The 26447-nt window shown below is 67.2% G+C and carries 21 protein-coding genes, 1 other RNA gene and 1 pseudogene; 6 read left to right on the top strand and 17 right to left on the bottom strand.

The genetic code is table 11. From position 1 onward, the window contains the following. Positions 1-111: 111 nt before the first annotated feature. From FLG15_RS03610 to mraZ, 11 genes are all read right to left on the bottom strand, one after another. A complete protein-coding gene (locus FLG15_RS03610) occupies positions 112-1068 on the bottom strand; it encodes a D-alanine--D-alanine ligase (RefSeq protein ID WP_057678887.1) in 957 nt (318 codons plus the stop codon). Then, positions 1065-2498, bottom strand: coding sequence for a UDP-N-acetylmuramate--L-alanine ligase (murC, locus tag FLG15_RS03605; RefSeq protein WP_057678886.1), 1434 nt, complete (start codon positions 2496-2498; stop codon positions 1065-1067). The genes FLG15_RS03610 and murC overlap by 4 nt, the downstream gene beginning before the upstream one ends. Then, on the bottom strand, positions 2495-3775 hold the full coding sequence (gene murG / locus FLG15_RS03600) for an undecaprenyldiphospho-muramoylpentapeptide beta-N-acetylglucosaminyltransferase (RefSeq protein ID WP_057678885.1): 1281 nt from the start codon (positions 3773-3775) through the stop codon (positions 2495-2497). The genes murC and murG overlap by 4 nt, the downstream gene beginning before the upstream one ends. Beyond that, a complete protein-coding gene (gene ftsW, locus FLG15_RS03595) occupies positions 3772-5148 on the bottom strand; it encodes a putative lipid II flippase FtsW (RefSeq protein WP_150145551.1) in 1377 nt (458 codons plus the stop codon). The genes murG and ftsW overlap by 4 nt, the downstream gene beginning before the upstream one ends. Continuing rightward, a complete protein-coding gene (gene mraY / locus FLG15_RS03590) occupies positions 5148-6233 on the bottom strand; it encodes a phospho-N-acetylmuramoyl-pentapeptide-transferase (RefSeq protein ID WP_003485285.1) in 1086 nt (361 codons plus the stop codon). The genes ftsW and mraY overlap by 1 nt, the downstream gene beginning before the upstream one ends. Beyond that, the gene (locus tag FLG15_RS03585; RefSeq protein ID WP_057678883.1) at positions 6223-7734 is read right to left on the bottom strand and encodes a UDP-N-acetylmuramoyl-tripeptide--D-alanyl-D-alanine ligase; all 1512 of its coding nucleotides are present in this window, start codon (positions 7732-7734) and stop codon (positions 6223-6225) included. The genes mraY and FLG15_RS03585 overlap by 11 nt, the downstream gene beginning before the upstream one ends. After that, positions 7731-9206, bottom strand: a complete 1476-nt coding sequence (locus FLG15_RS03580) for a UDP-N-acetylmuramoyl-L-alanyl-D-glutamate--2,6-diaminopimelate ligase (protein ID WP_209225697.1) — start codon at positions 9204-9206, stop codon at positions 7731-7733. The genes FLG15_RS03585 and FLG15_RS03580 overlap by 4 nt, the downstream gene beginning before the upstream one ends. An 8-nt stretch (positions 9207-9214) precedes the next feature. Continuing rightward, entirely contained in the window at positions 9215-11083 is a 1869-nt protein-coding gene (locus tag FLG15_RS03575) for a peptidoglycan D,D-transpeptidase FtsI family protein (protein WP_150145547.1), read from the bottom strand. Positions 11084-11294: 211 nt separating this feature from the next. Next, positions 11295-11558, bottom strand: a complete 264-nt coding sequence (gene ftsL, locus FLG15_RS03570; protein WP_005910928.1) for a cell division protein FtsL — start codon at positions 11556-11558, stop codon at positions 11295-11297. Continuing rightward, the gene (rsmH, locus tag FLG15_RS03565) at positions 11555-12598 is read right to left on the bottom strand and encodes a 16S rRNA (cytosine(1402)-N(4))-methyltransferase RsmH (RefSeq protein ID WP_057678880.1); all 1044 of its coding nucleotides are present in this window, start codon (positions 12596-12598) and stop codon (positions 11555-11557) included. The genes ftsL and rsmH overlap by 4 nt, the downstream gene beginning before the upstream one ends. A gap of 14 nt (positions 12599-12612) precedes the next feature. Beyond that, positions 12613-13059: a division/cell wall cluster transcriptional repressor MraZ gene (gene mraZ, locus FLG15_RS03560; protein ID WP_003485296.1), complete on the bottom strand. Its 447-nt coding sequence runs from the start codon at positions 13057-13059 to the stop codon at positions 12613-12615. Between the two features lie 309 nt (positions 13060-13368). Here mraZ and FLG15_RS03555 point away from each other — a divergent pair, with 309 nt between their 5' ends. Both FLG15_RS03555 and FLG15_RS03550 read left to right on the top strand, forming a co-directional pair. After that, positions 13369-14151, top strand: coding sequence for an NRDE family protein (locus FLG15_RS03555; protein WP_170922307.1), 783 nt, complete (start codon positions 13369-13371; stop codon positions 14149-14151). Then, positions 14138-14427: pseudogene (locus tag FLG15_RS03550) on the top strand (type II toxin-antitoxin system CcdA family antitoxin); the annotation flags it as partial. The gene FLG15_RS03555 and the pseudogene FLG15_RS03550, both read left to right, overlap by 14 nt. Before the next feature lie 408 nt (positions 14428-14835). Here FLG15_RS03550 and rnpB read toward each other — a convergent pair. After that, positions 14836-15185: RNase P RNA component class A (gene rnpB, locus FLG15_RS03545), an RNA gene on the bottom strand. Between the two features lie 144 nt (positions 15186-15329). Beyond that, the gene (gene rsmI, locus FLG15_RS03540; protein ID WP_007968687.1) at positions 15330-16151 is read right to left on the bottom strand and encodes a 16S rRNA (cytidine(1402)-2'-O)-methyltransferase; all 822 of its coding nucleotides are present in this window, start codon (positions 16149-16151) and stop codon (positions 15330-15332) included. Between the two features lie 120 nt (positions 16152-16271). On the opposite strand from rsmI, the gene FLG15_RS03535 reads away from it, so the two are divergent. The 4 genes from FLG15_RS03535 to FLG15_RS03520 are packed head-to-tail and all read left to right on the top strand — an operon-like array spanning position 16272 to position 20287. Further along, on the top strand, positions 16272-17963 hold the full coding sequence (locus FLG15_RS03535) for a penicillin-binding protein activator (protein WP_170922311.1): 1692 nt from the start codon (positions 16272-16274) through the stop codon (positions 17961-17963). Between the two features lie 3 nt (positions 17964-17966). After that, on the top strand, positions 17967-18335 hold the full coding sequence (locus tag FLG15_RS03530) for a YraN family protein (RefSeq protein WP_057680143.1): 369 nt from the start codon (positions 17967-17969) through the stop codon (positions 18333-18335). 30 nt (positions 18336-18365) lie between these two features. Next, positions 18366-18905, top strand: coding sequence for a metal-dependent hydrolase (locus tag FLG15_RS03525; protein ID WP_057680142.1), 540 nt, complete (start codon positions 18366-18368; stop codon positions 18903-18905). After that, positions 18902-20287 (top strand): FAD-binding oxidoreductase, encoded by a 1386-nt coding sequence (locus tag FLG15_RS03520; RefSeq protein WP_150145545.1) that lies wholly within the window; start codon positions 18902-18904, stop codon positions 20285-20287. Before FLG15_RS03525 ends, FLG15_RS03520 begins: the two co-directional genes overlap by 4 nt. Positions 20288-20300: 13 nt before the next feature. On the opposite strand, the gene FLG15_RS03515 is transcribed toward FLG15_RS03520, so the two are convergent. Genes FLG15_RS03515 through kdpB form a run of 4 tightly spaced genes read right to left on the bottom strand, consistent with a single transcriptional unit; the run spans position 20301 to position 26441 of the window. Continuing rightward, the gene (locus FLG15_RS03515; protein ID WP_017156726.1) at positions 20301-21017 is read right to left on the bottom strand and encodes a response regulator; all 717 of its coding nucleotides are present in this window, start codon (positions 21015-21017) and stop codon (positions 20301-20303) included. Further along, complete coding sequence (locus FLG15_RS03510; protein WP_057679709.1) at positions 21007-23667, bottom strand: DUF4118 domain-containing protein; 2661 nt, start codon at positions 23665-23667, stop codon at positions 21007-21009. The genes FLG15_RS03515 and FLG15_RS03510 overlap by 11 nt, the downstream gene beginning before the upstream one ends. 55 nt (positions 23668-23722) lie before the next feature. Further along, complete coding sequence (gene kdpC / locus FLG15_RS03505; RefSeq protein ID WP_150145543.1) at positions 23723-24352, bottom strand: potassium-transporting ATPase subunit KdpC; 630 nt, start codon at positions 24350-24352, stop codon at positions 23723-23725. Between the two features lie 40 nt (positions 24353-24392). After that, the gene (gene kdpB / locus FLG15_RS03500; RefSeq protein WP_150145541.1) at positions 24393-26441 is read right to left on the bottom strand and encodes a potassium-transporting ATPase subunit KdpB; all 2049 of its coding nucleotides are present in this window, start codon (positions 26439-26441) and stop codon (positions 24393-24395) included. Between the last annotated feature and the right edge of the window lie 6 nt (positions 26442-26447).

Below are 26447 nucleotides of genomic sequence, written 5' to 3'. Positions count from 1 at the left end.
CGCGCGCTCCGCGCGCGGGAATGGGGAATAGGGAATAGGGAATCGTCAACAGCGGCGTACGGCCGGCTGCCGCTGTTGCGATTCCCGATTCCCGACTCCCGATTCCCTGCTTCACAGCGTCTGCTCCAGCACGCGCCAGACCAGCGTTTCGAAATCGATGCCGAGCTGGCGGGCGGCCTTGGGCACCAGCGAGTGGCTGGTCATGCCGGGCGCGGTGTTGACCTCGAGCAGGTACAGCTGGCCGCTGCGGCCATCGCGCATCACGTCCACGCGGCCCCAGCCGCGACAGCCGGCAGCACGGAAGGCGTCCAGCGCGAGCTGGCGGATCTGTGCTTCGGCTTCGCCTTCCAGCCCCGGGCACAGATACTGCGTGTCCTCGGCGATGTACTTGGCTTTGTAGTCGTACCACTGCCCCTTGGGCACGATGCGGATCGACGGCAAGGCGGTGTCGCCGAGCACGGCTACGGTGAGTTCGTCGCCCTCGATCAATTGTTCCATCAACAGCGCGCCGTCGTAGCGCGCTGCCAGGGTCACTGCTTCTTCGAGCTGCGCCTGGTCGAACACGCGGCTGACGCCGACGCTGGACCCTTCATTGGCCGGCTTGACGATCACCGGCAAGCCGATGTGTTGAGCAGCAGCGTGAATGTCCTCAGCGCTCGCGCCAGCAGCCAGCCGCGCATAGCGCGGCGTCGACAGGCCCAACGACAGCCACACCTGCTTGGTGCGTATCTTGTCCATGCTCAGCGCCGAACCCAGCACGTCCGAGCCGGTGTACGGCACGCCGAAGGCGTCCATCAGGCCCTGCACGATGCCGTCTTCGCCGCCGCCGTTATGCCCGTGCAGCACATTGAACACGCGATCGAACTGCTGTGCGACCAGGGCCTTGGCCAACGCCGGAATGCCGTCGACCGGCTGTGCATCGACGCCGCGTGCGCGCAGCGCTTCCAGCACATTGCTGCCGGAATTCAACGACACCTCGCGCTCGGACGAAGTGCCGCCGAGCAACACGGCGACGCGACCGAAGACTGCCGGATCGCTGGTGCGGGCGTTGCCGATCACCGCGCTCATGCCTGCTCTCCGACAAACCCGTTGTTGATGATGTGCTGGGCCACGTAACCGATATCGCCGGCGCCCATCATCAACAGCAAGTCACCATCTTGCAGGACGTCCGGCAACACTTCGGCAAGGCCGGCGATCTGGCCGACCACCACCGGTTCGCTGCGGCCGCGCGCCCGGATGGCGCGTGCCAGTGCACGCGAATCGGCACCGGGGATCGGCGCTTCGCCGGCCGGGTAGACCTCGCTCAACACCAGCGCATCGACCGTGCTAAGCACTGCGGCAAAGGCGTCGAACTGATCGCGGGTGCGACTATAGCGGTGCGGCTGGAAGGCGACCACCAGACGCTTGTCCGGCCAGCCGCCACGCGCGGCGGCGAACACGGCTTCGAGCTCGCGCGGGTGATGGCCGTAATCGTCGACCACGCGCACACGTGCACCGCTGCTGGTGGTCACTTCGCCCAGATCGTTGAAACGACGGCCGATGCCGGCGAAGTTTTCCAGCGCGCGCGCAATGGTTTCCGGCGCCACGCCGAGCTGCCAGCCGATTGCAGCCGCCGCCAGCGCGTTGAGCACATTGTGCCGACCCGGCAACGCAAGCGTCACCGGCGTGGTGGTGCCTTCGGGCAGGCGCAGCGTGAAGCGCATGCGCGGGCCGTCCTGCACGACATCTTCGGCGCGCACGTCGGCGGTTTCGCTCATGCCGTAGCTCATCACGTGGCGCGGCGTCTTGCCGGCCAGTGCAGCCACTTCCGGGTCGTCGATGCACAGCAACGCCAAGCCGTAGAACGGCAGACGCTGCAGGAATTCGGCGAATGCGGCCTGCACGCGGGCGAAATCGTTGCCGTAGTTTTCCAGGTGATCCGCATCGATGTTGGTGATCACCGCCATCAACGGATTCAGGCGCAGGAAGCTGCCATCGCTTTCGTCAGCTTCGGCGACCAGCCACTGGCCGCCACCGAGCTTTGCGTTGGCACCGGCGGCCAGCAGCTGCCCGCCGATGACGAAGGTCGGGTCCAACCCGCCTTCGCTCAACACCGCAGCCGCCAGGCTGGTGGTGGTGGTCTTGCCATGCGTGCCAGCCACCGCAATGCCGCGACGGAAACGCATCAGCTCGGCCAGCATCGCCGCACGCGGCATGATCGGAATGCGCTGGCTGCGCGCTTCCATCAGCTCGGGGTTGTCTTCGCGAATCGCGCTGGACACCACCACGCAATCGGTGCCCAGCACATTGGCCGCCGAATGGCCGCGCATCACGCGCGCACCCAGCTTGGCCAGCCGGCGCGTGGCCACGTTGTCGGCGTTGTCCGAGCCGGACACTTCATAGCCCAGCGTCAGCATCACCTCGGCAATACCGCTCATGCCGGTGCCGCCGATGCCGACGAAATGCACGCGCGGGAACGCCCGCACCAGATCGCCACTGTCTTGCAGACGGCGGATCACGCTGCACCTCCTGCGGTGGCGCAAATCGGGAATCGGGAATCGGGAATCGTATGGAGCTGAGCGCCAGCGGCGACGGATGCTTGGTCGGTGCGCTTGTCTGCGTGCATCAAGATGTGTTCCTGCGTTTGTTCTGAGCTCTGCCCATTCCCCATTCCCGATTCACCACTCCCGGCTTCTTGCAGAATGATGTCGGCGATGCGCTCGGCGGCGTCCGGCTTGGCCAGGGTGCGGGCGGCGATGGCCATCGACAGGCGCCGGGCCGGGTCGGCGAGCAGGGTCTGCAGCACCTGCTGCAAGTGCACTGCCAGGCGCTCGTCCTGCTTGAGCAGCACGGCGGCGTTGGCGCCGACCAGGTATTCGGCATTGCGGGTTTGATGGTCGTCGACGGCGGCGGCAAACGGCACCAGCACGCTGCCGACACCGGCGGCGCACAGTTCGGCCAGGGTGGATGCGCCGGCGCGGCACACCACCAGATCTGCCCAGGCATAGGCAGCGGCCATGTCGGCGATGAAGGGTTCGACGCTGGCGTTGACGCCTGCCTGTGCATAAGCCGCTTCGGCTTCGGCGCGCAGCTTTTCGCCGCACTGATGGCGCACCTCGACATCCGGGCGACCCAGTGCGGCCAACGCTGCGGGCACCGCCTGATTCAACACGCGCGCGCCCTGGCTACCACCCAGCACCAGCACGCGTACCGGGCCGGTGCGACCGACCAAACGATCGGCCGGCGCAGGCAACGCAGCGATTTCGGCGCGTACCGGGTTGCCCACCGCTTCTTCGCCAGCGAAGCTGCCCGGGAAACCGGTCAGCACGCGGCGCGCGAAACGCGACAACACCTTGTTGGTCATGCCCGGGGCGCGATTCTGTTCGTGCACCAGCAATGGCGCACCGAGCAGGCGCGCGGCCAGGCCGCCCGGGCCGGCTGCAAAGCCGCCAAAGCTGATCACCGCACGCGGCTGGCGCTTGCGCAGCACCAAGCCGGCGGCGCGCACCGCGCGCATCACCCGCACCGGCGCACCGAGCAGCTTCACCACGCCCTTGCCGCGCAAGCCGCTGATGGCCAGCGTATCGATGGGAATCTCGTGCTGCGGCACCAGGCGGGTTTCCATCGCGCCATCGGCGCCCAGCCAGGTCACCGGCACACCGCGTGCGCGCAGCACCTTGGCCACGGCCAGGCCCGGGAAGATGTGCCCGCCGGTGCCGCCAGCCAGGATCATGACCGGCCGCAGCACCACAGACGACTGTGCGGACGTTTGCGCGACACTCGCAGAAACGCTCACGCAATCCTCCCGAACGTCGGTTCCACACGCGGTTGCATGCGGCTGGTGCCGCGCAGGATGGCCGACGCCGGTGCGACATAGGCGGCGGCAACCGGTGCGGCAACCGGTGCGGGTGCAGCGGCCGTATCGCGCTGCGGCGTGCGCGCCGGCGCGTACGCCGGCGGCACCGAATCGACCACCGGCTCGGCCGGCTCGGCGGGCGAGCTGGCCGCGCTCTGCGGAGACAACTTGCTGCGCAGGCGCTCGGCGCGATCGGCCTCGTAGGACACCCGCAGCAGCACACCCATTGCAAGACAGGTCATCAGCACCGACGAACCGCCCGACGAAATCAGCGGCAGGGTCAGCCCCTTGGTCGGCAGGATGCCCAGGTTGACGCCGATCGACACGAAGCTCTGCATCGCGATCCACAGGCCGATGCCGAAGGCGATGTAACCGGAGAAATGCCGCTTCATTTCCACGCAGCGCATGCCCAGCCAGAAGGCGCGACCGACCAGCAGCGCGTAGAGCCCGATCACCCCGCACACCCCCACAAAGCCCAGTTCCTCGGCAATCACCGAGAAGATGAAGTCGGTATGCGATTCGGGCAGGTAGTTGAGCTTCTGTACCGACGCGCCCAGGCCCACGCCGGTCCACTGGCCGCGGCCGATGGCCATCAGCGCATTGGACAGCTGGTAACCGGAGCCCAGCTGATCCACCCACGGGTCCATGAAAGAGGTCACGCGCCGCATGCGGTACGGCTCGAAGATCACCAATGCCACCAGGGCCGGCAGCAGCAGCAGGATCGGCAGGATGATGCGCCCGATCGGCGCACCGCCCAGCACCAGCATGCAGGCGGTCACGCTCAACAGCAGCATCGAGGAGCCGAAGTCCGGTTGCAGCAGCAACAGGCCGACCAAGAAGCCGACCACGAACACCGGCTTGAGCATTGCCTGCCAGGTCGCGTTGACCTCGTCGCGGAACCGCACCAGATAGCTCGCAAGCCAGATGATGTAGAACACCTTCACCGATTCGACCACCTGGAACCGCGACACGCCCAGGTTGATCCAGCGCTTGGCGCCATTGACGGTGCTGCCCAGGCCAGGCACGAACACCACCACGAGCAGCACAAAGCAGGCCAGCAACAGCATCTGGTTGTGCTGTTCGATGGTCTTGAGCTCGGTGCGCATCGCCCAGAACGCCAGTGCGATGCCGCCGCCCAAAAACAGCAGGTGGCGGGTCAGGTAATAGAACGGGCTGGCTTCCAGCTCGATCGAGCTGGACGCCACCATCACCACGCCCAGCGACGCGAGCGTGACGGCGGCCCCGAGCAGCCACGGGTCGTAGCGGCCGCCGATGGCGTCCAGTCGTGTGGCCTGGCGGGACATGTCGTTCATCAGCGCACCTTCAGCGTGGCAAGGCCGATCAGCACCAGCACCACCGAAATGATCCAGAAGCGCACGATCACCCGCGGCTCCGGCCAACCCTTGAGCTCGAAATGGTGGTGGATCGGCGCCATGCGGAACACGCGCTTGCCGGTCAGCTTGAAGCTGGCCACCTGGATCATCACCGACAGCGTTTCGATCACGAACACCCCGCCCATGATCACCAGCACCATCTCCTGACGCACGATCACCGCGATGGTGCCGAGCACTGCGCCCAGCGACAGCGCGCCGATGTCGCCCATGAACACCATCGCCGGGTAGGTGTTGAACCACAGAAAGCCCAGGCCTGCGCCGGCGATCGCCGAGCAGATGATGATCAGCTCGCCGGCACCGGGAATCAGCGGAATTTTCAGGTATTCGGCAAACACCACGTTGCCGGAGGCATACGCGAACACGCCCAGCGCGCAGGCCACCAGCACGGTCGGCATGATGGCCAGGCCATCCAGGCCATCGGTGAGGTTCACCGCATTGGAGAAGCCCACGATCCAGAAGTAGGCGATCACCACGAAGCTCACGCCGGCCAGCGGCAGCGCGATCGACTTGAACATGGGGATGTAGAACGTGATCGCCGCCGGCACATCGGCGGTGTAGTACAGGAACAAGCCGGCGGCCAGACCGAAGATCGATTGCAGCAGATACTTCCAGCGCGACTTCAATCCATTGGGATCGCGTTTGACGATCTTGATCCAGTCGTCGTACCAGCCGATCGCGCCGAAGCAGATCATCACCGCCAGCACCAACCACACGTAGCGGTTGCGCAGATCACCCCACAACAGCACCGACAAGGTGACGGTGAGCAGGATCAGCGAACCGCCCATGGTCGGCGTGCCGGCCTTGGAAAAATGCGTTTGCGGGCCATCCTGGCGAATCGGCTGGCCGCCCTTGAACTGGGCCAGCTTGCGGATCACCGCAGGCCCCATCCATAACGACAGGAACAGCGCCGTCAGCGCCGCCAGGATGCCGCGGAAGGTCAGATAGTTGAACAGCCCGAACAGGCTCTCCAGTTGCTGCAGCCAACGGGCCAGCTCAAGCAGCATGGGAGGCATCCTCCGCCGGTGCGAGCAACGCGGTGACGATACGGTCCATCGCGCTGCCGCGCGAACCCTTCACCAGGATCGTGATGGAGGCGACGCCCGGAAGCGCGTTGGTGGATGGCGATTGCTGTTGGTGAATCACTGCATGTTCCTGCGTATTTCCTGATCCGTGCTGCGGCACTTGCTGTTGCTGGCTGGCGGCATCGACCAGATCTGCCTGCAAGGCGTCGATCAACTCGGCGTGCGTGGCGAACACGCGGGCGCCTTCGCCGAATGCCTGCGCTGCGGCAGCGCTGAGCTCGCCCAGCGCATACAACCGCTGCAGCTTGGCCGCGCGCGCCCGACGCCCCGCGGCGGCGTGTAGTGCGACGCCTTCGGCGCCGAGTTCGCGCATGTCGCCCAGCACCAGCCAGCCTTCGCCCGGTGCGGCGGCCAAGGCATCGATGGCCGCATCCAGCGAGCCCGGGTTGGCGTTGTAGCTGTCGTCGATCAGTACCACGCCGTTGGGCAAGGTCTGGGCGATCTGCCGGCCGGCCACCGCGCGTGCCTGTGCCAGACCGGCCGCGATCACCGGCAAGGCGATGCCGGCACCGAGTACAAGGCCGGTAGCCGCCAGTGCGTTGAGCACGTTGTGGCGGCCCGGCAACGGCAGCGCAATCTGCGCCTCGCCCTGCGGCGTCACCAGGGTGAACTGCGCGCCGCCGGTGTGCAGACGCAGTTGACGCGCGGTGATCTCGGCACTGGCCTGCAAGCCATAGCGCAAGATGCGACGTCCGCGCACCGGCTGGGCCTGCAACTGCTGTTCGAACCACATACCGAACGCGTCGTCGGCGTTGATCACCGCCACACCCTCGGCAGGCAATGCGGCGTAGATGGCGCCTTTGGTCTGTGCGACGCCGAGCAGGCTGCCCAGACGTTCCAGATGCGCCGGTGCGATGTTGTTGACCAGTGCGACATGCGGTCGTGCAATCTCGGTGAGATAGGCGATATCGCCCGGCTTGCCGGCGCCCATTTCGTAGATCGCAACGTCCGCATCGTCGGGCGCGGCGATCACCGCCAGCGGCAAACCGATCTCGTTGTTGCGGTTGCCCGGCGTGGCGTACACGGTGATGCCATCCACGCGCCCGGCTTCGGTCAGGATCGACAACAGCAGCGCCTTGACGCTGGTCTTGCCGTTGGAGCCAGTCAGCGCAAGCACGCGCGTGGCGCGGTCGCGCTGCATGCCGGCGGCGATGCGCGCCAATGCCAGCTCGGTGTTGTCCACCACCACCTGCGGCACGCTCAACGCCGGCAGCAGGCGATCGACCAGCAAACCGCTTGCACCGCGCGCCACCGCCTCGGCGGCGAACTCGTGCCCATCGAAGCGTTCGCCGCGCAGCGCTACATACAGGCTGCCGTCGGCGAGCGCGCGGGTGTCGTTGCCGACCGCATCGATCATGGCGTCGTCGCCGTGCAACTCGCCGCCGGCCCAGTGGGCAATCAACGACAGGGGCGTGAGCTTCATGGGCGCACCCCCAAGACGGTCCGCGGCAGCAGCGCCTGGGCTGCCACGATGGCGTCGTCGAAGGCATGCCGCACGCCGGCAACTTCCTGATATGGCTCATGGCCCTTGCCGGCGATCAATACGATGTCCGATGGGCTGGCCATGCCGATGGCCTGATGGATCGCAGCGGCGCGGTCGCGCTGCACGATGGCCGCATCCGGTCGCGCGAAGCCACGCAGGATATCGGCCACGATCGCATCGCCGTCTTCGCCACGCGGGTTGTCGTCGGTCACGATCGCCACGTCGGCCTTGAGCTCGGCAATCGCCGCCATCTGCGGGCGCTTGCCGGTGTCGCGTTCGCCACCGCAGCCGAACACGCAGATCAGGCGGTCCTGCGCATGCGAACGCAGGCTGCTCAATGCCTGTTCCAGCGCATCGGGCGTGTGTGCGTAATCGACCACCACCAACGGTGCGCCATATGCGCCGCCAAGGCGGTTCATGCGGCCATGGATAGGCTGCAACTGGCCGAGCACGCTGGCGATCTGCGCAGGCGCAAACTCCATCGCCCACAACGCGCCGGCCACGGCGAGCAGGTTGTCCACGTTGAAACGGCCCAGCAGCGGCGAATGCACCGGATGCACCTGGCCCTGGACATTCAACGCAAAGTTGATGCCGTTGTGGTCCAGCTGCAGTGCTTGCGCGCTCACGCTGGCATCAGAATGCGCGTGCGAGCTCACACCGATCGCGCGCAGCGCGGGATCGAGCGCAGCGAACAGCGTGTGGCCGAACGTATCGTCCAGGTTCACCACGGCGGCTTTCAAGCCAGCGCGGGTGAACAGCTTGGCCTTCGCCGCGCCGTACTGCGCCATGTCGCCGTGGTAATCGAGATGGTCGCGGGTGAGGTTGGTGAACACTGCCACGTCGAAGTGCACCGCATCCACACGGCCCTGATCAAGCGCGTGCGAGCTGACTTCCATTGCCACCGCCTGCGCACCTTCATCGCGCAATTGCGCCAGCAAGGCATGCGTGGGCAGCACCAGCGGCGTGGTGAAGCCGGTCGGCACGGCCGCGCCATACAGACCGACGCCCAGCGTACCGAGCGTGCCGGTGGGCGTACCGAGTAGCGTCAATGCCTGCGCCAGCAGCTGCACGGTGGAGGTCTTGCCGTTGGTACCGGTGACGCCAACCATGCGCATCGCCTGCGACGGCCGACCATGAAATTGATCGGCCATCACGCCAAGGCGCGCGCGCAAACCGGGCACGGCAATCGCATCGGCCGGCACCGGCAGACCGTCGGGCGCCGGCGGCTCGAACAACACTGCCGCCGCGCCATTGGCGCGCGCCTGTTCGACAAAGCCCAGACCATGCGCACCGAAGCCGGCGATCGCCACGAACGCGTCGCCCGGACGCACGGCACGGCTATCCATCACCAACCCGGACACCTGCACGTCGTGCGTCAACGCCACGTCCGGCAATAACTGCGAAAGCGCCATGCAGCGGCTCACTGGCGGCTCTCCTGCAATGGCGCGGGCTGCGCTGGCGCGGCAGCCGGCGCAGGCGTCAGTGCGGTCGGAATGCCGGCAGAGACTTCATCCACCGGGTCCGGCACCAGCGCCGGATCCGGTTCGGCCGCTTGCGGCTTGGCCACCGGCTGGCCGGTCTTGCCGGCAGCCTGTGCAGCCAGCCACGACTGGATATCGTCCGGCGGCACGTCCATCAGGCGCAGCGCGCCTTCCATCACGCGATGGAACACCGGCGCCGACACCAGACCGCCGTAATACACCTTGCCTTGCGGATCGTTGATCACGATGACGGTGGCAAAGCGCGGGCGCGTGGCCGGCACCAGGCCCGCGAACAGGGCGTTGTAGTGCCCACGCTCGTAGCCGTTGGCGCCATTCTTGCGCGCCGTGCCGGTCTTGCCGGCCACGTGGTATCCCAGAATTGCCGCACCCTTGGCGCCGCCCTGGGTGACTACGGTCTCCATCATGTCGATGACCTGGCGCGCCACTTCCGGCGTGATCACCTGACGGGTTTCGTTGTGCTGGCCACGCACGAAGGTCGGCGGAGTGAGTTTGCCACCGTTGCCCAGCGTGGCGTACGCCTGCGCAATCTGCAGCGGCGTCACCGACAGGCCGTAACCGTAGGACATCGTGGTCTTGGACGGGCCGCTCCAGCGCGACGGCTGCAGTACCACGCCGGCCGATTCGCCGGGAAACCCGCTATGCGGCGCACTGCCGTAACCGAAGTTGCGGATCGACTGATAGAAGGTCTGGTCCGGCACCTTGGCCGCGATCTTGGCCGCGCCGATGTTCGAGCTGCGGGTGATCACGCCGGTGACGTTGAGCACGCCGTTGTTGCGCGGCACGTCGCGGATGGTGAAGCGCCCCACCGACATGTAGCCGGGGTTGGTGTCGATGACGGTGTCCTTGGTCACCACGCCGGCGGTCAGCGCGGTGGCCACGGTCAGCGGCTTCATCGTCGAACCCGGCTCGACCAGGTCGGTGACCGCCCGGTTGCGGCGCGCCGACGGATTGATGCCGGTCACCGAATTGGGGTTGTAGGTCGGCAGGTTGACCATCGCCAGCACTTCGCCGGTGGCCACGTCCATCACCACCATCGAACCGCCGGCCGCGCTGTTTTCGACCAAGGCGTTACGCAGTTCCTTGTAGGCCAGGAACTGGATGCGGCGGTCGATGCTCAGCGTCAGGTCCTTGCCTGGCTGCGCCGGACGCACCAGGTCCACGCTTTCCACGATGGCGCCGCGCGCATCGCGCACCACCTTCTTGGAGCCGGGCTTGCCGCGCAGCCATTCGTCGAACGCCAGCTCCAGACCTTCCTGGCCGCGGTCGTCGATATTGGTGAAGCCCAGCACGTGGGCCATCGCCTCGCCTTGCGGATAGAAGCGGCGGAACTCGCGCTGCGAGAACACGCCAGGAATCTTCAGATCGACGATCGCATGCGCCTTGTCCGGATTGATCCGGCGCTGCAGGTACATGAATTCCTTGCCGGCTTTCTGTGCCAGCTTGGCGTTCAACTCGTCCAGCGGCTGCCCGAGCGCTTTTGCCAGCTCGGGAATGCGGTCGGGGTTGCGCAGCAGTTCCTGCGGATTGACCCAGATCGATTCCACCGGCGTGGACACCGCCAGCGGCTCGCCGTTGCGGTCGGTGATCATGCCGCGCGAGGTGGCGATGGGCAGTTCGCGCAGGTAACGCGCTTCGCCCTGACGCTGGTAAAAATCGCGATTGACCAGCTGCACGTAGGCCGCGCGCCCGATCAGCGTCACCGAGCACAGGCCCAGCGCGATGCCGACCAGGGTCAGGCGACCACGGAGATTGAAATTGCTACGGGGGCGGTTGCGACCGGCCTTCATGGCGCACCTCCGTGTGCGCCACCCTGCGGGCGGCTTCGCCGTGCAAAACGGCTGTCCTGCCGTTTTGTCACAGACGCACCTGCATGTGCGCCACGCTGCGGGCGGCTTCGCCGTGCAAAGCGGCTGTCCTGCCGTTTTGTCACAGACGCACCTGCATGTGCGCCGTCCTGGCGGCGACTGCGCCGTGCGAAACGGCTGCTCTGCCGACCGGTCATGGGCGCACCACCACGATGTCGTTGGTCTCCGGGAACTTCATCCCGATGCGCGCGCGCGCGACCTGATCGACCCGGTTGCTTTCCGCCCACGTGGCCTGCTCCAGCTGCAGCCGGCCGAATTCGATATTCAGTTCGTCGCGCGTGTGTTCGAGCTTGGACAACTGCACGAACAGCTTGCGATGCATGTGGCGCATGTACACCACCCCGATCGCCGAGGCGATGCTGCAAGCAAGCAGCACGACGAGCAGCAAGCGGCTCATGCGGCGTCTCCTCGAGACGCCGGGATTGGGGATTGGGGATTGGGGATTCGCTCAGGGCGCTCCTCCAATCCCGAATCCCGACTGCCGAATCCCAGCTTCTCGGCCACCCGCAACACCGCGCTGCGGGCGCGGGGGTTGACGTTCAACTCGGCATCGTCGGCCTTGATCGCGCCGCTGATCAGCTGCAACGTGGGGACGAACGGCTGCGCTTCGGGCAGGCGGCGGTTGCTCGGCGGGGCCTTGGCGTAGCGGGCCATGAATTGCTTGACGATGCGATCTTCCAGCGAATGGAAGCTGATCACCGCCAGCCGGCCGCCCGGCTTGAGCGCGTCCAACGCAGCGTCCAGCCCGGCTTCCAGATCGGCCAGCTCGCGATTGATGTGGATGCGGATGGCCTGGAAGCTGCGCGTGGCCGGATGCGTCTTGCTGTCGCCGCGCGGCATCACCGATGCGATCAGCTCGGCCAGTTGTGCGGTGCGCAGCAGCGGCTGTTCGGCGCGACGCGCCACGATGGCGCGCGCGATGCGGCGGCTCTGGCGTTCTTCGCCATAGGTCCACAGCACATCGGCGATCTCGCGCTCGCCGGCCTGCGCCAGCCACTGCGCCGCGCTCTGGCCGCCGTCCGGGTCCATGCGCATGTCCAGCGGGCCGTCCTTGCCGAAACTGAAACCACGCCCGGCCACGTCCAGCTGCGGCGAAGACACGCCCAGGTCCAGCAGGATGCCGTCGACGGTGGCCGCGGCGACCACCTGGCCGAGCGTGGCGAAACTGCCGCGATGGATGGACACGCGCGCATCGCCGCCGAAGCTGTGTTCGGCCACTGCGATCGCTTCGGGGTCCTTGTCCATCACCAGCAGTCGACCTCCCGGTCCAAGGTGTTCCAGCACGCCGCGTGCGTGCCCGCCACGCCCGAACGTGCCATCCAGATACGTTCCGTTTTCGGTCACCTGCAGGCCATCCAGGACCTGCGTGTACAGCACCGGCACATGGGCCGCCGGCGGCTGCGACACCGGGTGACCGGGCTGCGCTTCACCGCGCATCCGGGCACCCCGGCTCACAACCTGAGATCGAGCAATTCATCGCCCAGATCCCCGTCAGACAATGTCTGCTGAATCAGTGCGCGATGTGCCTGCTCGCTCCAGAGTTCGAACTTGTCGCCCATGCCCAGCAGCACGGCCTTTTTCTCGATGCCCACCGCATTGCGATGGCTGGCCGGGATGCTCAGACGGCCGTTGGCGTCCAACTCGAGCACCGCCGAAGAACCCACCAGTTTCTGCTGCAGCGTGCGGACCACGCGCTGGGTGTTGGGCTTGGACATCACGTCGTCGCGCACCCGCTCCCACTCCTTTTCCGCGTAGAGCCACAGGCATCCGGCTTCGAACGGGTTGTAGGTGAGGACAAGACGATTGCCGCTGACACGCGCAACGAGGTCGCGGTATGCGGTTGGCACCGCCATACGCCCCTTGTCGTCCACCGTGATGGCAGTCTCGCCCTGAAACACCGAATGCAACCTCGAATACCCGCTGGGGGATCATTGAACCACGAAAAACCACAAAACACCTGGTTTTCCCTCCGTTGCCCACCTTAGCAGTGCGTCAAAGGTTGTCAACAGTTTTCAAGGCCGCAAATCGCCAGTTGCATCAATGAGTTGCGGCACTCTTTAGAGACTTGTTCAAAGGTTATCCACAAGTTGCTGTTTCGTCTCATATTTTGAGATTGAACGGAAATTCAGGGCGGTGAAGGCCATGTAAACCCGACTGCCGTCTCACTTCACATTGCGCCAGCGGCGTATCTCAACTGCGCAAACAAGGTGACAATCGGTGGCATGTGCCTGGTCGCCCTTGCCTGGAAAGTCCACCCGCGCTGGCGTTTACTGCTGGCGGGCAACCGCGACGAATTCCACGCACGTCCCACTGCGGCACTGGCGCGCTGGGCGGCGCCGGCCGACAACGTGCTGGCCGGTCGCGACCTGCGCTCCGGTGGCAGTTGGGTTGGCCTGGGTCGGGATGGACGCGCGGCGGTGGTCACCAACGTGCGTGACCCGCTCGCCACGGCCTCGGGGCGCTCGCGCGGGCATCTGATCGGCGACTATCTGTCCGGCAGCCTGAGCGCCACTGCCTACGCCGACGCACTGGCCGGCGCCGCCCACCAGTTCCCACCTTTCAACCTGTTGCTGTGCGACGCCGACCGTTGCGAGCACCTGAGCAACCACCCGCCACTGGCGCGGCAGCTGGCTGCGGGCATCCATGGCATGTCCAACGGGCCGCTGGATGCGCCGTGGCCCAAGACCGCTGCGCTGACCAAGGTGCTGCACCGCTGGTGCGCCGACGGCGATGAAGACCTGCAGCCGTTGTGGACCGCCCTGGGCAATCCGGCCATCGCCGCCGACGCTGCGCTACCGCAGACCGGCGTGGACCTGCCCACCGAACGCCTGCTCTCGGCCGCCTTCATCGGCGGCCCCAGCTACGGGCCCCGCGCCAGCAGCATCGTTGCGGTGGACCATGACGGCCACGGCTTCATCCACGAACGACGCTTCGGGCCGAATGGGAGTTTGCAGGGCGAGACACGCCTGGAGATCCCTGGCCCGCGTTGACAAGCCACAAGCATGCGCATGGCCGAGAAGTGGACGCACGCACCGTTATCACGAGGCTTCTGCGCAGAAGAAGCCGTTGCATCCGACCAGCAAGACCGACCTGGCGGCGCATGCCCGCGCAATGACCGGCAAGCTCTCGGCAAGTGTGGAAGATCCTTGACCGAGTAAGTCACCAAGGAACGCGACAGCCTCAGCGCGAGCGCGCGTGCGCTGCAACGCGCGGCAAGCGAATGGAAGGCCTTCACCGAGGTGCACAACTCCTTCGCCGACGGGTTTCCACGCGGTGACCGTCCAGTTCGATGTTCACGCCAATGCCCGCCGACCATCGAAAGACCAGGGCCAGATCAACATCGACGCCCTCGACGCGCTGCTCACCGCTCGTTCGGCTAGTGCCGTATGCGGCTGCAGGCGTTGCCAATTGCATGCCCCCATTCGCTTGCATGCCCCCATCCGCCCTTCGGGCACCTTCCCCCGCACGCGGTGGAAGGGAGTCGGTCGCGTCGCGAGAGCCTCGACCAACGGCCTAAGCCTCGACCAACTGCCTACCTGCAAGTCCCCTTGCGTCAAAGGGGCGCGGCGACAGCCGCGGGGATGTGGAATGCCCGGAGCGGGACTCGCGTTTTGTATCGCCTGCGGCGGTACGAAACGTGGGCGCCTTAGCTTTGGGCGATGCCCAAAGCAAGGCGGCGGAGCCGGCCGGTAAGCCGGGTTCTGTCGTGGACAGTCATTCGTCTAGGCGCTACGTCACCGCAGCGCTCAAGCAACCTACCCGGATCCAGCGCGGGCCACGCCAATGGATCCCTATTTGGTCTTGCTCCAGGTGGGGTTTGCCGTGCCGGTCCGTTACCGGACTCGCGGTGCGCTCTTACCGCACCATTTCACCCTTACCGGCTCCCCGAAGGGAACGTAGGCGGTATCTTTCTGTTGCACTGTCCGTCGGCTTGCGCCGCCCAGGCGTTACCTGGCACCTTGCCCTATGGAGCCCGGACTTTCCTCGGCACTCTTGCGAGTGACGCGACTGTCTGGCCGACTCCGCCGGGGCGCATTCTACGCTATCGCTGCGGTGCGAAACGGCACGGCGACTTCAAGCTGGCCATTGCCTTGTAGGAGCGCACCCGGGCGCGAGAGCAGTGCCGACCAACCACCGTCGTCTCCAGGCATGCCCTGCGACGACCGCATTAGCCGCCATACAACGCCTTCCGGGGCGCGCCGGTCAGCTCGGCGGCCAGCTTGGCGGCGGTGGATGGGGGCAGGTGCTCGGCGAGCTTGGCGTAGACGCGGCGGCCTTCGGCGAGCTGGCCTTCGGCGGCGTCGGCGGCGCCCTGCACCATCACCACGAATTCGCCCTTGCGCTGGTTGTCGTCGGCTTGGACCTGGGCCTGCAGCTGCGCCAGGCTGCCGTCGAGCACGGTTTCGAAGAGTTTGGTCAATTCGCGGGCGATCACTGCCGGGCGCTCGTCGCCGAAGGCAAAGCGCAGGTCGGCCAACGATTCGACGATGCGGTGCGCCGATTCGTAGAACACCAGGGTGCGGGTCTCCCCTGCCAACCGCGCCAGGCGCTCGCGACGGGCGGCACTCTTGGCCGGCAGAAAGCCTTCGAAGCCGAAGCGGTCGCTGGGCAGGCCAGCCACGCTGAGCGCAGCGATTGCCGCGCAGGCGCCCGGGACCGGGCTGACCTTGATGCCGGCGGCGCGCGCGGCGCGCACCAGTTTGAACCCCGGGTCGCTGACCAGCGGGGTGCCGGCGTCGCTGACGATGGCCAGCGACTCGCCTTCGCGCAGGCGCGCCACGATGCGTTCGGACATGGCCTCTTCGTTGTGGTCGTGCAGCGCCAGCAGCGGGCGGTCGATGCCGAAATGGCCGAGCAACTGGCGGGTATGGCGGGTGTCTTCGGCGCAGATCGCGGCCACGCCACGCAACACCTCCTGCGCGCGCGGCGACAGGTCGGCCAGGTTGCCGATCGGCGTGGCGACCACGTGCAGGGTTCCAGGGGACGTCATCAGCGGTTTTCCGGGGGCAAAGGGTAGAATCGTAGCGTTTTTAACGGTCCGCCCCGGCGGCCCCTGTCCAATGGATCTGAAATGAACAAGCGTGTTGCAAGGATCTCTGCTCTTTCGCTGATGGTGATGCTGGCCGCCGGTTGCGCCACCAGCAGCGTCACGCCGACCGCCTCGCCGACGCAGAGCGCAGCGCTGGCACTGCTGGATCAGGGCAAACCGCGCGACGCCGCGCAGCAGCTGGAAGCCGAAGCTGCCAGTGCCAGCGGCGCGCAACGCAGCCGGCTGCTGGCTGCCGCGGCGTTCGGCTGGCACGACGCTGGCGACGAAGCGCGCGCCCGCACGCTGCTGGCGCAGGTCAACGCGCGCCACCTGAGCGGCGAGGAGCGGGCCCGCTTCGGGCTGCTCACCGGCGAGCTGGCGGTGCTCGACAAGCAGGGCGCACAGGCATTGCAGGCCCTGGGCGACAGCCCGCAGGGGCTGACCCAGCCGCTGCAGACGCGCTGGCTGGTGGCCCGCGCTGCGGCGCTGGAAGCCACCGGCGACCTGTTCGGTGCCGCCGCCGACCGCGCGCGCGCCGATGCCAGCCTGACCGGCACCGCGCGCAGCGACAACCAGCGCGCCATCGTGCGCCTGCTTGCCGCGCTCGACGACGCCACCCTCAAGGGCCGCACCGCTGCGTTGCCGGCCGGCGACCCGTTGTACAACTTTGCCGGGCGCGCGTTGATCAGCCGCGGCCTGGCATTGCCGCGCGCCTTCGAGCGCGATGCGCAGTGGGGCTTCGACACCAGCAAGCGCCCACCCGCCGAGCGCGATGGCTACCGCCCACCGGTCAAGCTGGGCGTGCTGCTGCCGATCACCGGCAACCTGGCCACCGCCGCCGCGCCGGTACGCGATGGCCTGCTGGCCGGCTACTACGCGGAAACCCGCCGCCGCCCGGAGGTGCAGTTCTTCGACACCGCCGGCACCGCCGCCGGTGCCAATGCCGCCTACGACAAGGCGGTGAGCGCCGGGGTGGATTACGTGGTCGGCCCGCTGGGGCGCGACGAAGTCAGCGCGTTGTTCGCGCGCGGCCAGCTGGCGGTGCCGGTGCTGGCACTGAACCGTCCCAGCGACAACAAGGCCCCGCCCACCGGCAGCGCAGGCTTCTCGCTGGCGCCGGAAGACGACGGCATCATGGCCGCCGAATACCTGCTCTCGCGCGAACGCCGCAACGTGCTGATCGTCGGCACCAGCGACGACAACGGCAAGCGCACCATCAAGGCCTTCCGCGACCGTTTCAGCGAACGCGGCGGCACGGTGGCCGGCAGCATCAGCGTGGCCGACGCGCCGGGCGACATCGGCGCGCAGCTGCGCAATTACGGCACCGCCGACGCGGTGTTCCTGGCGGTGCGCGGCAACACCGCGCGTGCTTTGGCGCCGCAGCTGGCGCTGGCCGGATTCGCCGGCAAGTCGCGCGTGGGCACCTCGCAATTGGTGGCCGGCACCGGCAAGGTCGAAGACGATCTGGCGCTGGATGGCATCGTCTATCCGAGCGAAACCTGGACCGCCCTGGGCGTGTCCGGCCTGCCGGCGGTCAGCCAGGTGGCCAGCACCCTGCCCAGCGCACGCGGCCCGGCCGCCCGCCTGTTCGCGTTCGGCTACGACGCCTGGAAGATCACGGCGTACCTGGAGAAACTCGCCACCGGCACCGATGGCGGCCTGCGCGGCGCCACCGGCACCCTGCACCTGGATGGCTTCGGCAACGTGCTGCGTACGCCGGCCTGGTCCACCTTCAGCGGTGGCCGCCCAACGCCGATCGCCGACGGCCGCTGAGCCATGCCGGTGGGGCGTCAGCAGCGTGGTGCGGCGGTTGAGGCGGCCGCACGCGCGTTGCTGGAGCAGGCCGGGCTACGGCTGGTGGTCGGCAACGCCAACTACCGCGGCGGCGAACTGGATCTGGTGATGCACGATGGGCCATCGCTGGTGTTTGTGGAAGTGCGCTACCGGCGCGACGACCGCTTCGGCGGCGGTGCGGCATCGGTGGACTGGCGCAAGCGTCGCAAGCTGGTGTTGGCCGCGCAGTTGTTTCTTGGCGCTCACCCGGCCCTGGCGGCGCTGCCGTGCCGCTTCGATGTGGTCGATGCCAGCGGCGAACCGCCGGTATTGCACTGGATCCGCGACGCGTTCCGCGCCGACGATTGCTGACCGCCACCGACGCTCACGCCAACGTTTCTTATGCCAACCATCATGACCCATGCTGCCGTGCCATTGGCGCTGTGGTGCGCCAGCGAACGCGGCCGCATCTCGCCGCACCTGATCGCGGCCGGCGTGGCGGCGGCGATGCTGCCCGATGCCGATGTGCTGGCGTTCGCGCTGCACATTCCCTACGCCGATGCATTCGGCCATCGCGGCGCCAGCCACTCGCTGCTGTTTGCCGCCGTGATGGCGTTGCTCGGCGTTGCATTACATCGCCTGTTGCGAGCGGACGCCGTGCAGGCATCCGTGTTTTTGTTCGTCTGCACCGCATCGCACCCGCTGCTGGATGCGATGACCTCCGGCGGCCTGGGCGTGGCGCTGGGTTGGCCGTGGAGCCAGACGCGCTGGTTCGCACCATGGCGGCCGATTCGGGTGTCGCCATTTGCGGGCGGCTTCTTCAATGCGCGCGGCATGGACACGCTGCTCTCCGAGCTGCGCTGGGTCTGGTTGCCGCTCACCGTCGCCGTGCTGGGGTGGAAATGCATCCAGCGCGCGGCTCCACAGGATCGCATGTCATGACCGATGTACTTCCTACCGCACTTGCCGAGTCGTTGGCCGCGCGCCTGGGGCCCGATGGCTGGTTGACCGGCGAGGATTCGCGCCGCCGCTACGGCGAAGACGATTCGCGCCGCTGGGCATTGCCTGCTGCCGTCGCCTTGCCGCACGACACCGATGAGGTGGTGGCGATCGTGCAGGCCTGTCGTGCGCACGGCGTGCCGATCGTGGCGCGCGGCGCCGGCACCGGCACCACCGGCGCGGCAGTGCCGTGTTCCGGCGGCGTGGTGGTGTCGATGGCGCGCATGAACCAGATTGTGGCCCTGCGTCCGCAAGACCGCTGCGCGGTGGTGCAACCGGGCTTGCTCAATGGCGACCTGCAACAGGCGCTGCAGCCGCACGGATTGTTCTGGCCGCCGGACCCGTCCAGCGCGGAGATCTGCAGCGTCGGCGGCAATCTATCCACCAACGCCGGCGGCCCGCGCGCGGTGAAATACGGCGCCACCCGCGACAACGTGCTCGGCCTGGTGGCAGTGACCGGAACCGGCGAGGTGATCCGCTGCGGCGGCGCGTACACCAAGAATTCCACCGGTTACGACCTCACGCATCTATTGGTCGGCAGCGAGGGCACCCTGGCGATCATCGTCGAGGCGACCTTGAAGCTGACCCCGCGCGCAGTTGCGCAAGCCGGCTTGCGCGCGCTGTATCGCGATGCGTCCAGCGCCGCAGCCGCAGTGTCGCGGCTCATGGCGCAACCGACCACGCCCACCATGCTGGAATTCATGGATGCCAGCGCGATTGCGCTGCTACGCCGCAATGGCAGCGATGTGCCCGACGCCGGCGCCATGCTGTTGATCGAAGCCGACGGCGATCACGACACCCTGCCCTACGCGCTGCAAGCCCTGCATGACGCAGCCGATGGCGAGGGTGTGTTGAGCCTGGACGTGGCCGCCGATGGCAGTGCGCGCGACAAGCTGTGGGCCGCGCGCCGCGCCTTGTCGCCTGCCCTGCGCACCATTAAGCCAGGCAAGATCAACGAAGACGTGGTGGTGCCGGTGTCGCGCATCCCCGAACTGGTCGCCGGCGTGGAAGCGCTTGCCGCCGAAGTCGCACTGCCTATCGTCGCCTTCGGCCATGCCGGCAACGGCAACCTGCATGTCAACATCATGTACGACCCGGCCGATGCCAGCGAAGACGCCCGCGCGCATGCTGCATTGCCACGGCTGTTCGCATTAGTGCTATCGCTGGAAGGCACGCTTTCCGGCGAACACGGCATCGGCGTGGCCAAGCGCGATTTCATGAGCCAGGCCTTCAGCGCAGCGACACTGGCCGCCATGCGCGCGATCAAGACCGCGCTGGACCCGGATGGGATCTTGAATCCGGGCAAGGTGTTGCCGCCCGTTTAGCGATGCGCAGGATTCACCGCATCCCCCCGATAAACCGCAACCCCACGCCCGGTTCGGTGACAATGTAGTGAGGGTCGGCCGCATCGTCCTGCAGTTTCTGGCGCAATTTGCCGACCAGGATGCGCAGGTAGTGGGTGTCTTCTTCGTGGGTGGGGCCCCACACTTCGCGCAACAACTGCGGTTGGGTGACCACGCGGCCGGCGTGTTTCAGCAGCAGTGCGAGCAAGGCGTATTCCTTGCGGCTCAGCGGCACGGGCTCGCCGTCGAGGGTGACCTCGCGCAGGCCCAGATGGATATGCAGCCGGCCATCGTCGAACACGCTTTCTTCCACCGTGCTGCCGGCGCCGGCCTGGCGCAGCAGCGCGCGGATGCGGGCCATCAGTTCCTGCACGCCGAAGGGTTTGGTGACGTAGTCGTTGGCACCGGCATCGAGCGCGGCGACCTTTTCGGTTTCGCCGGCGCGCACGGTCAGCATGATCACCGGCACGTTGGACCACTGGCGGATCTCGCGCAGCACTTCATGCCCATCGCGATCGGGCAGGCCGATGTCCAGCACCACCAGTTCGGCGCCCTGCCCGGCCAGCAAGGCCAGGCCTTCTTCGCCGGTACCGGCCTGCAGCACGCGGTAGCCCTGCGCACGCAGGCTGATATCGAGGAAACGACGGATCTGCGGCTCGTCGTCGACGATCAGCACGCGGGCGGGCGGGATGGCGGTGAGGTCAGTCGGCATCGGGGCGAGGTGGCGCGGCGGGAACGAGCAACGGCAGCGTAATGCGGATCGTGGTGCCGTGACCATGCGCGCCTGCCAATGCCTCCACGCTGCCCCCGTGTGCGCCGATCATGCCCTGGCAGATGGCAAGACCCAAGCCGGTGCCGTTGCGCCCGCGGTCGCCGCGCTCCACGCTGTAGAACATGTCGAAGATCCGCGCACGCTCGTCTTCGGGTATGCCCGGCCCCTGGTCGCCGATGTCGATCTGCAATGCGCCGGCGCGCAGCTGTGCGTGCACGGTCACCGGCACGCCGGCTGGCGAGAATTTCGCCGCATTTTCCAGCACGTTGAAGATGGCCTGTTCCACCAGAGCCGGGTGCACCCAGATTGCCGGCAGGTCGGCGGCCAGGTGCAGTTGCAGGCGCACCTCCGGCTGGTAGCGCTGCAGGCGGCGGGTGGCCGAGCCGATCAATTCGTCGACGCCGATCCAGTCGCGATTCAAGGTCAGGCCGGTGTGGCCGAGCCGGGTCATGTCCAGCAGGTTCTGGATGTAGCGATCCAGCCGCTCGCCTTCGAGCTGGATGGTGTCGAGCAGGCTGTGGCGGTCGTGCGCGTCCATCGCATCGCCGTAGCTAGCCAGGCTGCTGGCCGAGCCGATCATCGAGGCCAGCGGCGAACGTAGATCGTGCGAAACCGACGAGAGCAGGGCCGAACGCAGGCGCTCGGTTTCGCCACTGACGCGCGCACCCTCCAGATCGGCGACCAGGCGCGTGCGCAACGCGGCCTGGCCGATGTCTTCCACCATCGCCTCGGCCAGGCGGCGTTGTTCCAGGCCGGGCCGTTGCAGGGCCTGCCGAAAGCGCAGCGCGGCCACCCCCAGGGTGCCGCGCTCGTGGCGCACCGGCAGGCACCACCACTGTGCCCCGGCCAGGGTGTCGGTGAAGCGTCCGGCGGGCTGGCCGTGGCGCTGGGCCCAGTCGGCGGCGCTGCGATCGAGCGCACCGAGGCTGGTGGGCGCGTCGCTTTCGCGCTGCTCCAGGCGCAGCCAGACGTCGGCATCCAGCGCAGTGGTCAGCGCGCGACGGCCGGCTTCCAGCACCTGCCCCAGATCGGCGGCGGTGCTGAGCTGGCGGCCCAGCGCCTGCAACGCGTTGGCGTGCGCATTGGCCGCGCGCAAGGCCAGTACCTGGCTGCGCAGGCGCGAGGCCAGCCGGCCGGCGACCAGCGCGGCGATCAGGAACAGGCAGACCGTCACCACGCCCTGGCGCGCGCTGATCTGCAAGGTGAAACGCGGTTCGATGAAGAAGAAGTTGTAGGCGACAAAACTCAGCAATGCGGCAACCACCGCAGCGGCCATGCGGGTGCGCGAGGCCACCAGCACCACCGCGACGATGAACACCATCGACAGGTCGTCGATGTCGGTCCAGCGTTGCAGCAACCACGCCACCCCCACCGCGCCCGCTGCGGCGATCGCAGCGAACGCCATGTCGTAACGCTGCAGCCATTGGCGCGGATTGCGCCAGCGTTTGCGCGCACGTGCGCGCGCATCGGCGGAGCTGACGATGACCAATTCGTAATGCGCGCCACGTTGCAGCAATTGCTGGGTCAGCGTGCGGTTGAACATGCGCGCCAGCGGGCGCTCGCGGGTGCGCCCCAGCACCAGGGTGGAGATGCCGTTTTGCGAAGCGAAATCCAGCAAGGCGTCGGCCACGTTGGCGCCGTGCAGCAGCGCGGTGTCGCCACCGAGACGATGGGCGAGCGCGAATGCGCGATCGATTTCCAGCTGCCAGGCCGCATCGGCCACGGTGCGGGTCTGTACGGTGACCACCGTCCACGGTGCATCGCGCCGCTCCGACAGGCGCCGCGCTACGCGCACCAGATAATCCGAGCTGCCACGGCCATCGATGGCCACCACCACGCGGCGTCGCAACGCGGCGGTGCCAGGCAGGCCGCGCGCGGCCTGGGTATCGCGCAGATCGCTGTCGACGCGGTCGGCGGCGGTCTGCATCGCCAGCTCGCGCAACGCGGTGAGGTTGGAAGGCGAGAAAAATGCCTGCAATGCCTGCGTGGCCTGCTCGGGCAGATACACCTTGCCCTGCTGCAGGCGTTCGATCAGCTCACGTGGCGGCAGGTCCACCAGCACGATGTCGCGCAGGCGGTCGAACACGGCATCGGGCACGGTCTCGGACACGCGCACGCCGGTGATGCGCAGCACGATGTCGTTGAGGCTTTCCAGGTGCTGGATGTTGACCGTGGTGTAGACGTCAATGCCGGCATCGAGCAGCTCCACGATGTCTTGCCAGCGCCGTTCGTGGCGGCTGCCCGGCACGTTGCGGTGCGCCAGCTCGTCGATCAGGGCCAGCCGCGGCTTGCGCGCCAGCAAGGCATCCAGATCCAGTTCCTCCAGCATGCGGCCCTGGTAGCTGACCCGGGCCCGCGGCAGCAGCGGCAAGCCTTCCAGCAGCGCCGCGGTTTCGCTGCGCCCGTGCGTTTCCACCACGCCGGCGACCACATCCATGCCCTGGCGCAGGCGCTCGCGCGCCCGCGACAACATGGCGTAGGTCTTGCCGACCCCGGGCGCGGCGCCCAGGAACACCGTCAGCCGCCCGCCGTGTTCGCGCTGTAATTCGCCGATCAGGGCGTCGGCTTGCTGGGTGCGGGCGTCGTTCATCGAGAATCGGGAATCGGGAATCGGGAATCGCAGAGCGTACAGCTGCGTGATGTTCCTAGTGCGCTTGCTTCACACCATTCGCCATTCCCGGCTCCCCATTCCCAGCTCGATCAAGCGCCAGATTCAACGCCAACACATTCACCCGCTGCTGCCCAAGCAGTCCGAACTGTGGCGCTTCGGTCGCCGCTTGCACGAGCGCAGCAACGCGTTGCTCCGGCCAGCCGCGTGTGGCGGCCACGCGGCGGATCTGCACCTGTGCGCCGGCCGGGCTCAGGTGCGGGTCCAGGCCGCTGCCGGATTGCGTCAGCAGCTCGCCCGGTACGGCCTCTGGCGCGATACCGTCGCGTGTGGCCACTTGCGCACGCGTGGTCGCGATACGGGCCAGCAAATCAGGATTGGAGCGGGCCTGGTTGCTGCCGGCCGCGGCGGTGAGGTCGTACTTGGCCGCCGACGGCCGCGGCTGGAAATAGCGCGCATCGGTAAACGGCTGGGCCACCAGCGCCGAACCAACCACGCGCGCATCGATGCGCACCAGCGAGCCGGTGGCCTGCTCGGAGAACAGCGCCCCGGTGATGCCGGTGGCGATCAGCGAATAGGCCAGACCCAACCCGAACAAGGTGAACACCGCGAGCATCAGCGAACCGCGCAGGACACCGTCGTCGCGTAACGGCAAGGAAGAAGACATGGACATGTTCCCGGAAGTAGAAAGGTGCTTCACACGCAACTCAGACGCCGAAGACGGCGACCAGCGCCAGATCGATCACTTTGATCGCAGCGAACGGCAGCAACACGCCACCCACGCCGTAGATCAGCATGTTCCGGCGCAGCAGCGCGGTAGCGCTGGAAGGACGAAAACGCACGCCGCGCAATGCCAGCGGAATCAATGCCGGAATGATCAACGCATTGAAGATCAGCGCCGCCAGCACCGCATGGCGCGGGCTGGAGAGCTGCATCACGTTGAGCGCGGCCATCGACGGGATGGCGGCGGCAAATAGCGCCGGCAGGATCGCGAAGTACTTGGAAACGTCGTTGGCCAGCGAGAAGGTGGTCAACGCGCCACGCGTGATCAGCTGCTGCTTGCCCACTTCCACCACCGCCAGCAGCTTGGCCGGATCCGAATCCAGATCCACCATGTTGCCGGCTTCCTTGGCAGCCTGCGTGCCGGAGTTCATCGCCAGGCCCACGTCGGCCTGCGCGAGCGCCGGGGCGTCGTTGGTGCCGTCGCCGACCATCGCCACCAACCGTCCGCCTGTCTGTTCGGCACGGATGCGTGCCAGCTTGTCTTCCGGGCGGGCCTGGGCGATGTAGTCGTCCACGCCGGCTTCGGCGGCGATTGCGGCAGCAGTGAGCGGGTTGTCGCCGGTGATCATCACCGTCTTGATGCCCATCGCACGCAACTGCGCGAACTTTTCCTTGATGCCCTGCTTGACCACGTCGCTCAACTCGACCACACCGAGCACATGCCGGCCCTCGGCCACCAGCAACGGTGTGGCACCGCCACGTGCGACTTCCTCGATACGGCCCTGCAGTTCCGGCGAGACCGTCGCGCCCTGCGCCTGCACATACGCCACGATCGCATCGCCGGCGCCCTTGCGGATGCTGCGCCCGCCGATATCGACACCGGACATGCGCGTCTGCGCGGTGAACGCGATGAAATGCCCACCCTCGGCTTCCACTGCGACCGCACCTTGCTGACGCGCCAGCTTGACGATGGACTTGCCTTCCGGCGTCGGATCGGCCAGCGAGGCGAGCATGGCCGCATCGCGCAGTTGCGTGCGGTCCACGCCGGCCAGCGGATGGAACGCGGTGGCCTGGCGGTCGCCGTAGGTAATGGTGCCGGTCTTGTCGAGCAGCAGCACATCCACGTCGCCGGCCACTTCCACCGCCTTGCCGGATTTGGCCAATACATTGGCCGACAGCGCGCGGTTCATACCGGCGATACCGATCGCCGGCAACAGCCCGCCGATGGTGGTCGGGATCAGGCACACCAGCAGCGCGATCAGCAGCAGCGGATCCAGCGTGACGCCGACAAAGCCCGCAATCGCCGGCAACGATGCCACCACGATCAAGAACGTCAGCGTCATCGCGGCCAGCAACAAGGTCAGCGCGATTTCGTTCGGCGTCTTTTGCCGGTTGGCGCCTTCCACCAAGGCAATCATGCGATCGAGAAAGCTGTGCCCGGGCTCGGCGGTGACCTTGAACACGATCTCGTCGGAGAGCACGCGGGTACCACCGATCACGCCGCTGCGATCGGTGCCGGCCTCGCGCAATACCGGCGCCGATTCGCCGGTCACCGCCGCTTCGTTGATGGTGGCAACACCGCGCACGATCTCGCCATCGGCGGGCACGAATTCGCCTTCGGACACCATGACGTAATCGCCCGGACGCAACTCCGCTGCCGGCACGCGCGTTTCGCGGCCACCAAGAGCGGTTTCCACCCTGCGTGCCACCAGGTCCTTGCGCGCACGCCGTAGCGACGCGGCCTGGCCGCGGCCACGCGCTTCGGCGATGGCTTCGGCAAAATTACCGAACAGCACGGTGACGAACAGAATCGTCGTCACCGCCCAGCCGAAGCCGGCATGCGAATGCCCGCTGGCGGTGATCACCGCCGCCAGCACCGTGCCACCCATCACCACCGCCATCACCGGGCTGCGCAGCAGATGCCGCGGCGCCAACTTGGCAAAAGCCGCACGCATCGCCGCAACCAGCACGGCGGCATCGAACAACGCTGCGTCACCGCGCGCGCGTTTTTCAGTCGTATCGATCGTAGACATTGCTCA

The organism is Xanthomonas phaseoli pv. dieffenbachiae (assembly GCF_008639345.1).
Classification (GTDB): domain Bacteria; phylum Pseudomonadota; class Gammaproteobacteria; order Xanthomonadales; family Xanthomonadaceae; genus Xanthomonas; species Xanthomonas phaseoli.
This window is presented reverse-complemented; position numbering and strand designations above follow the sequence as displayed.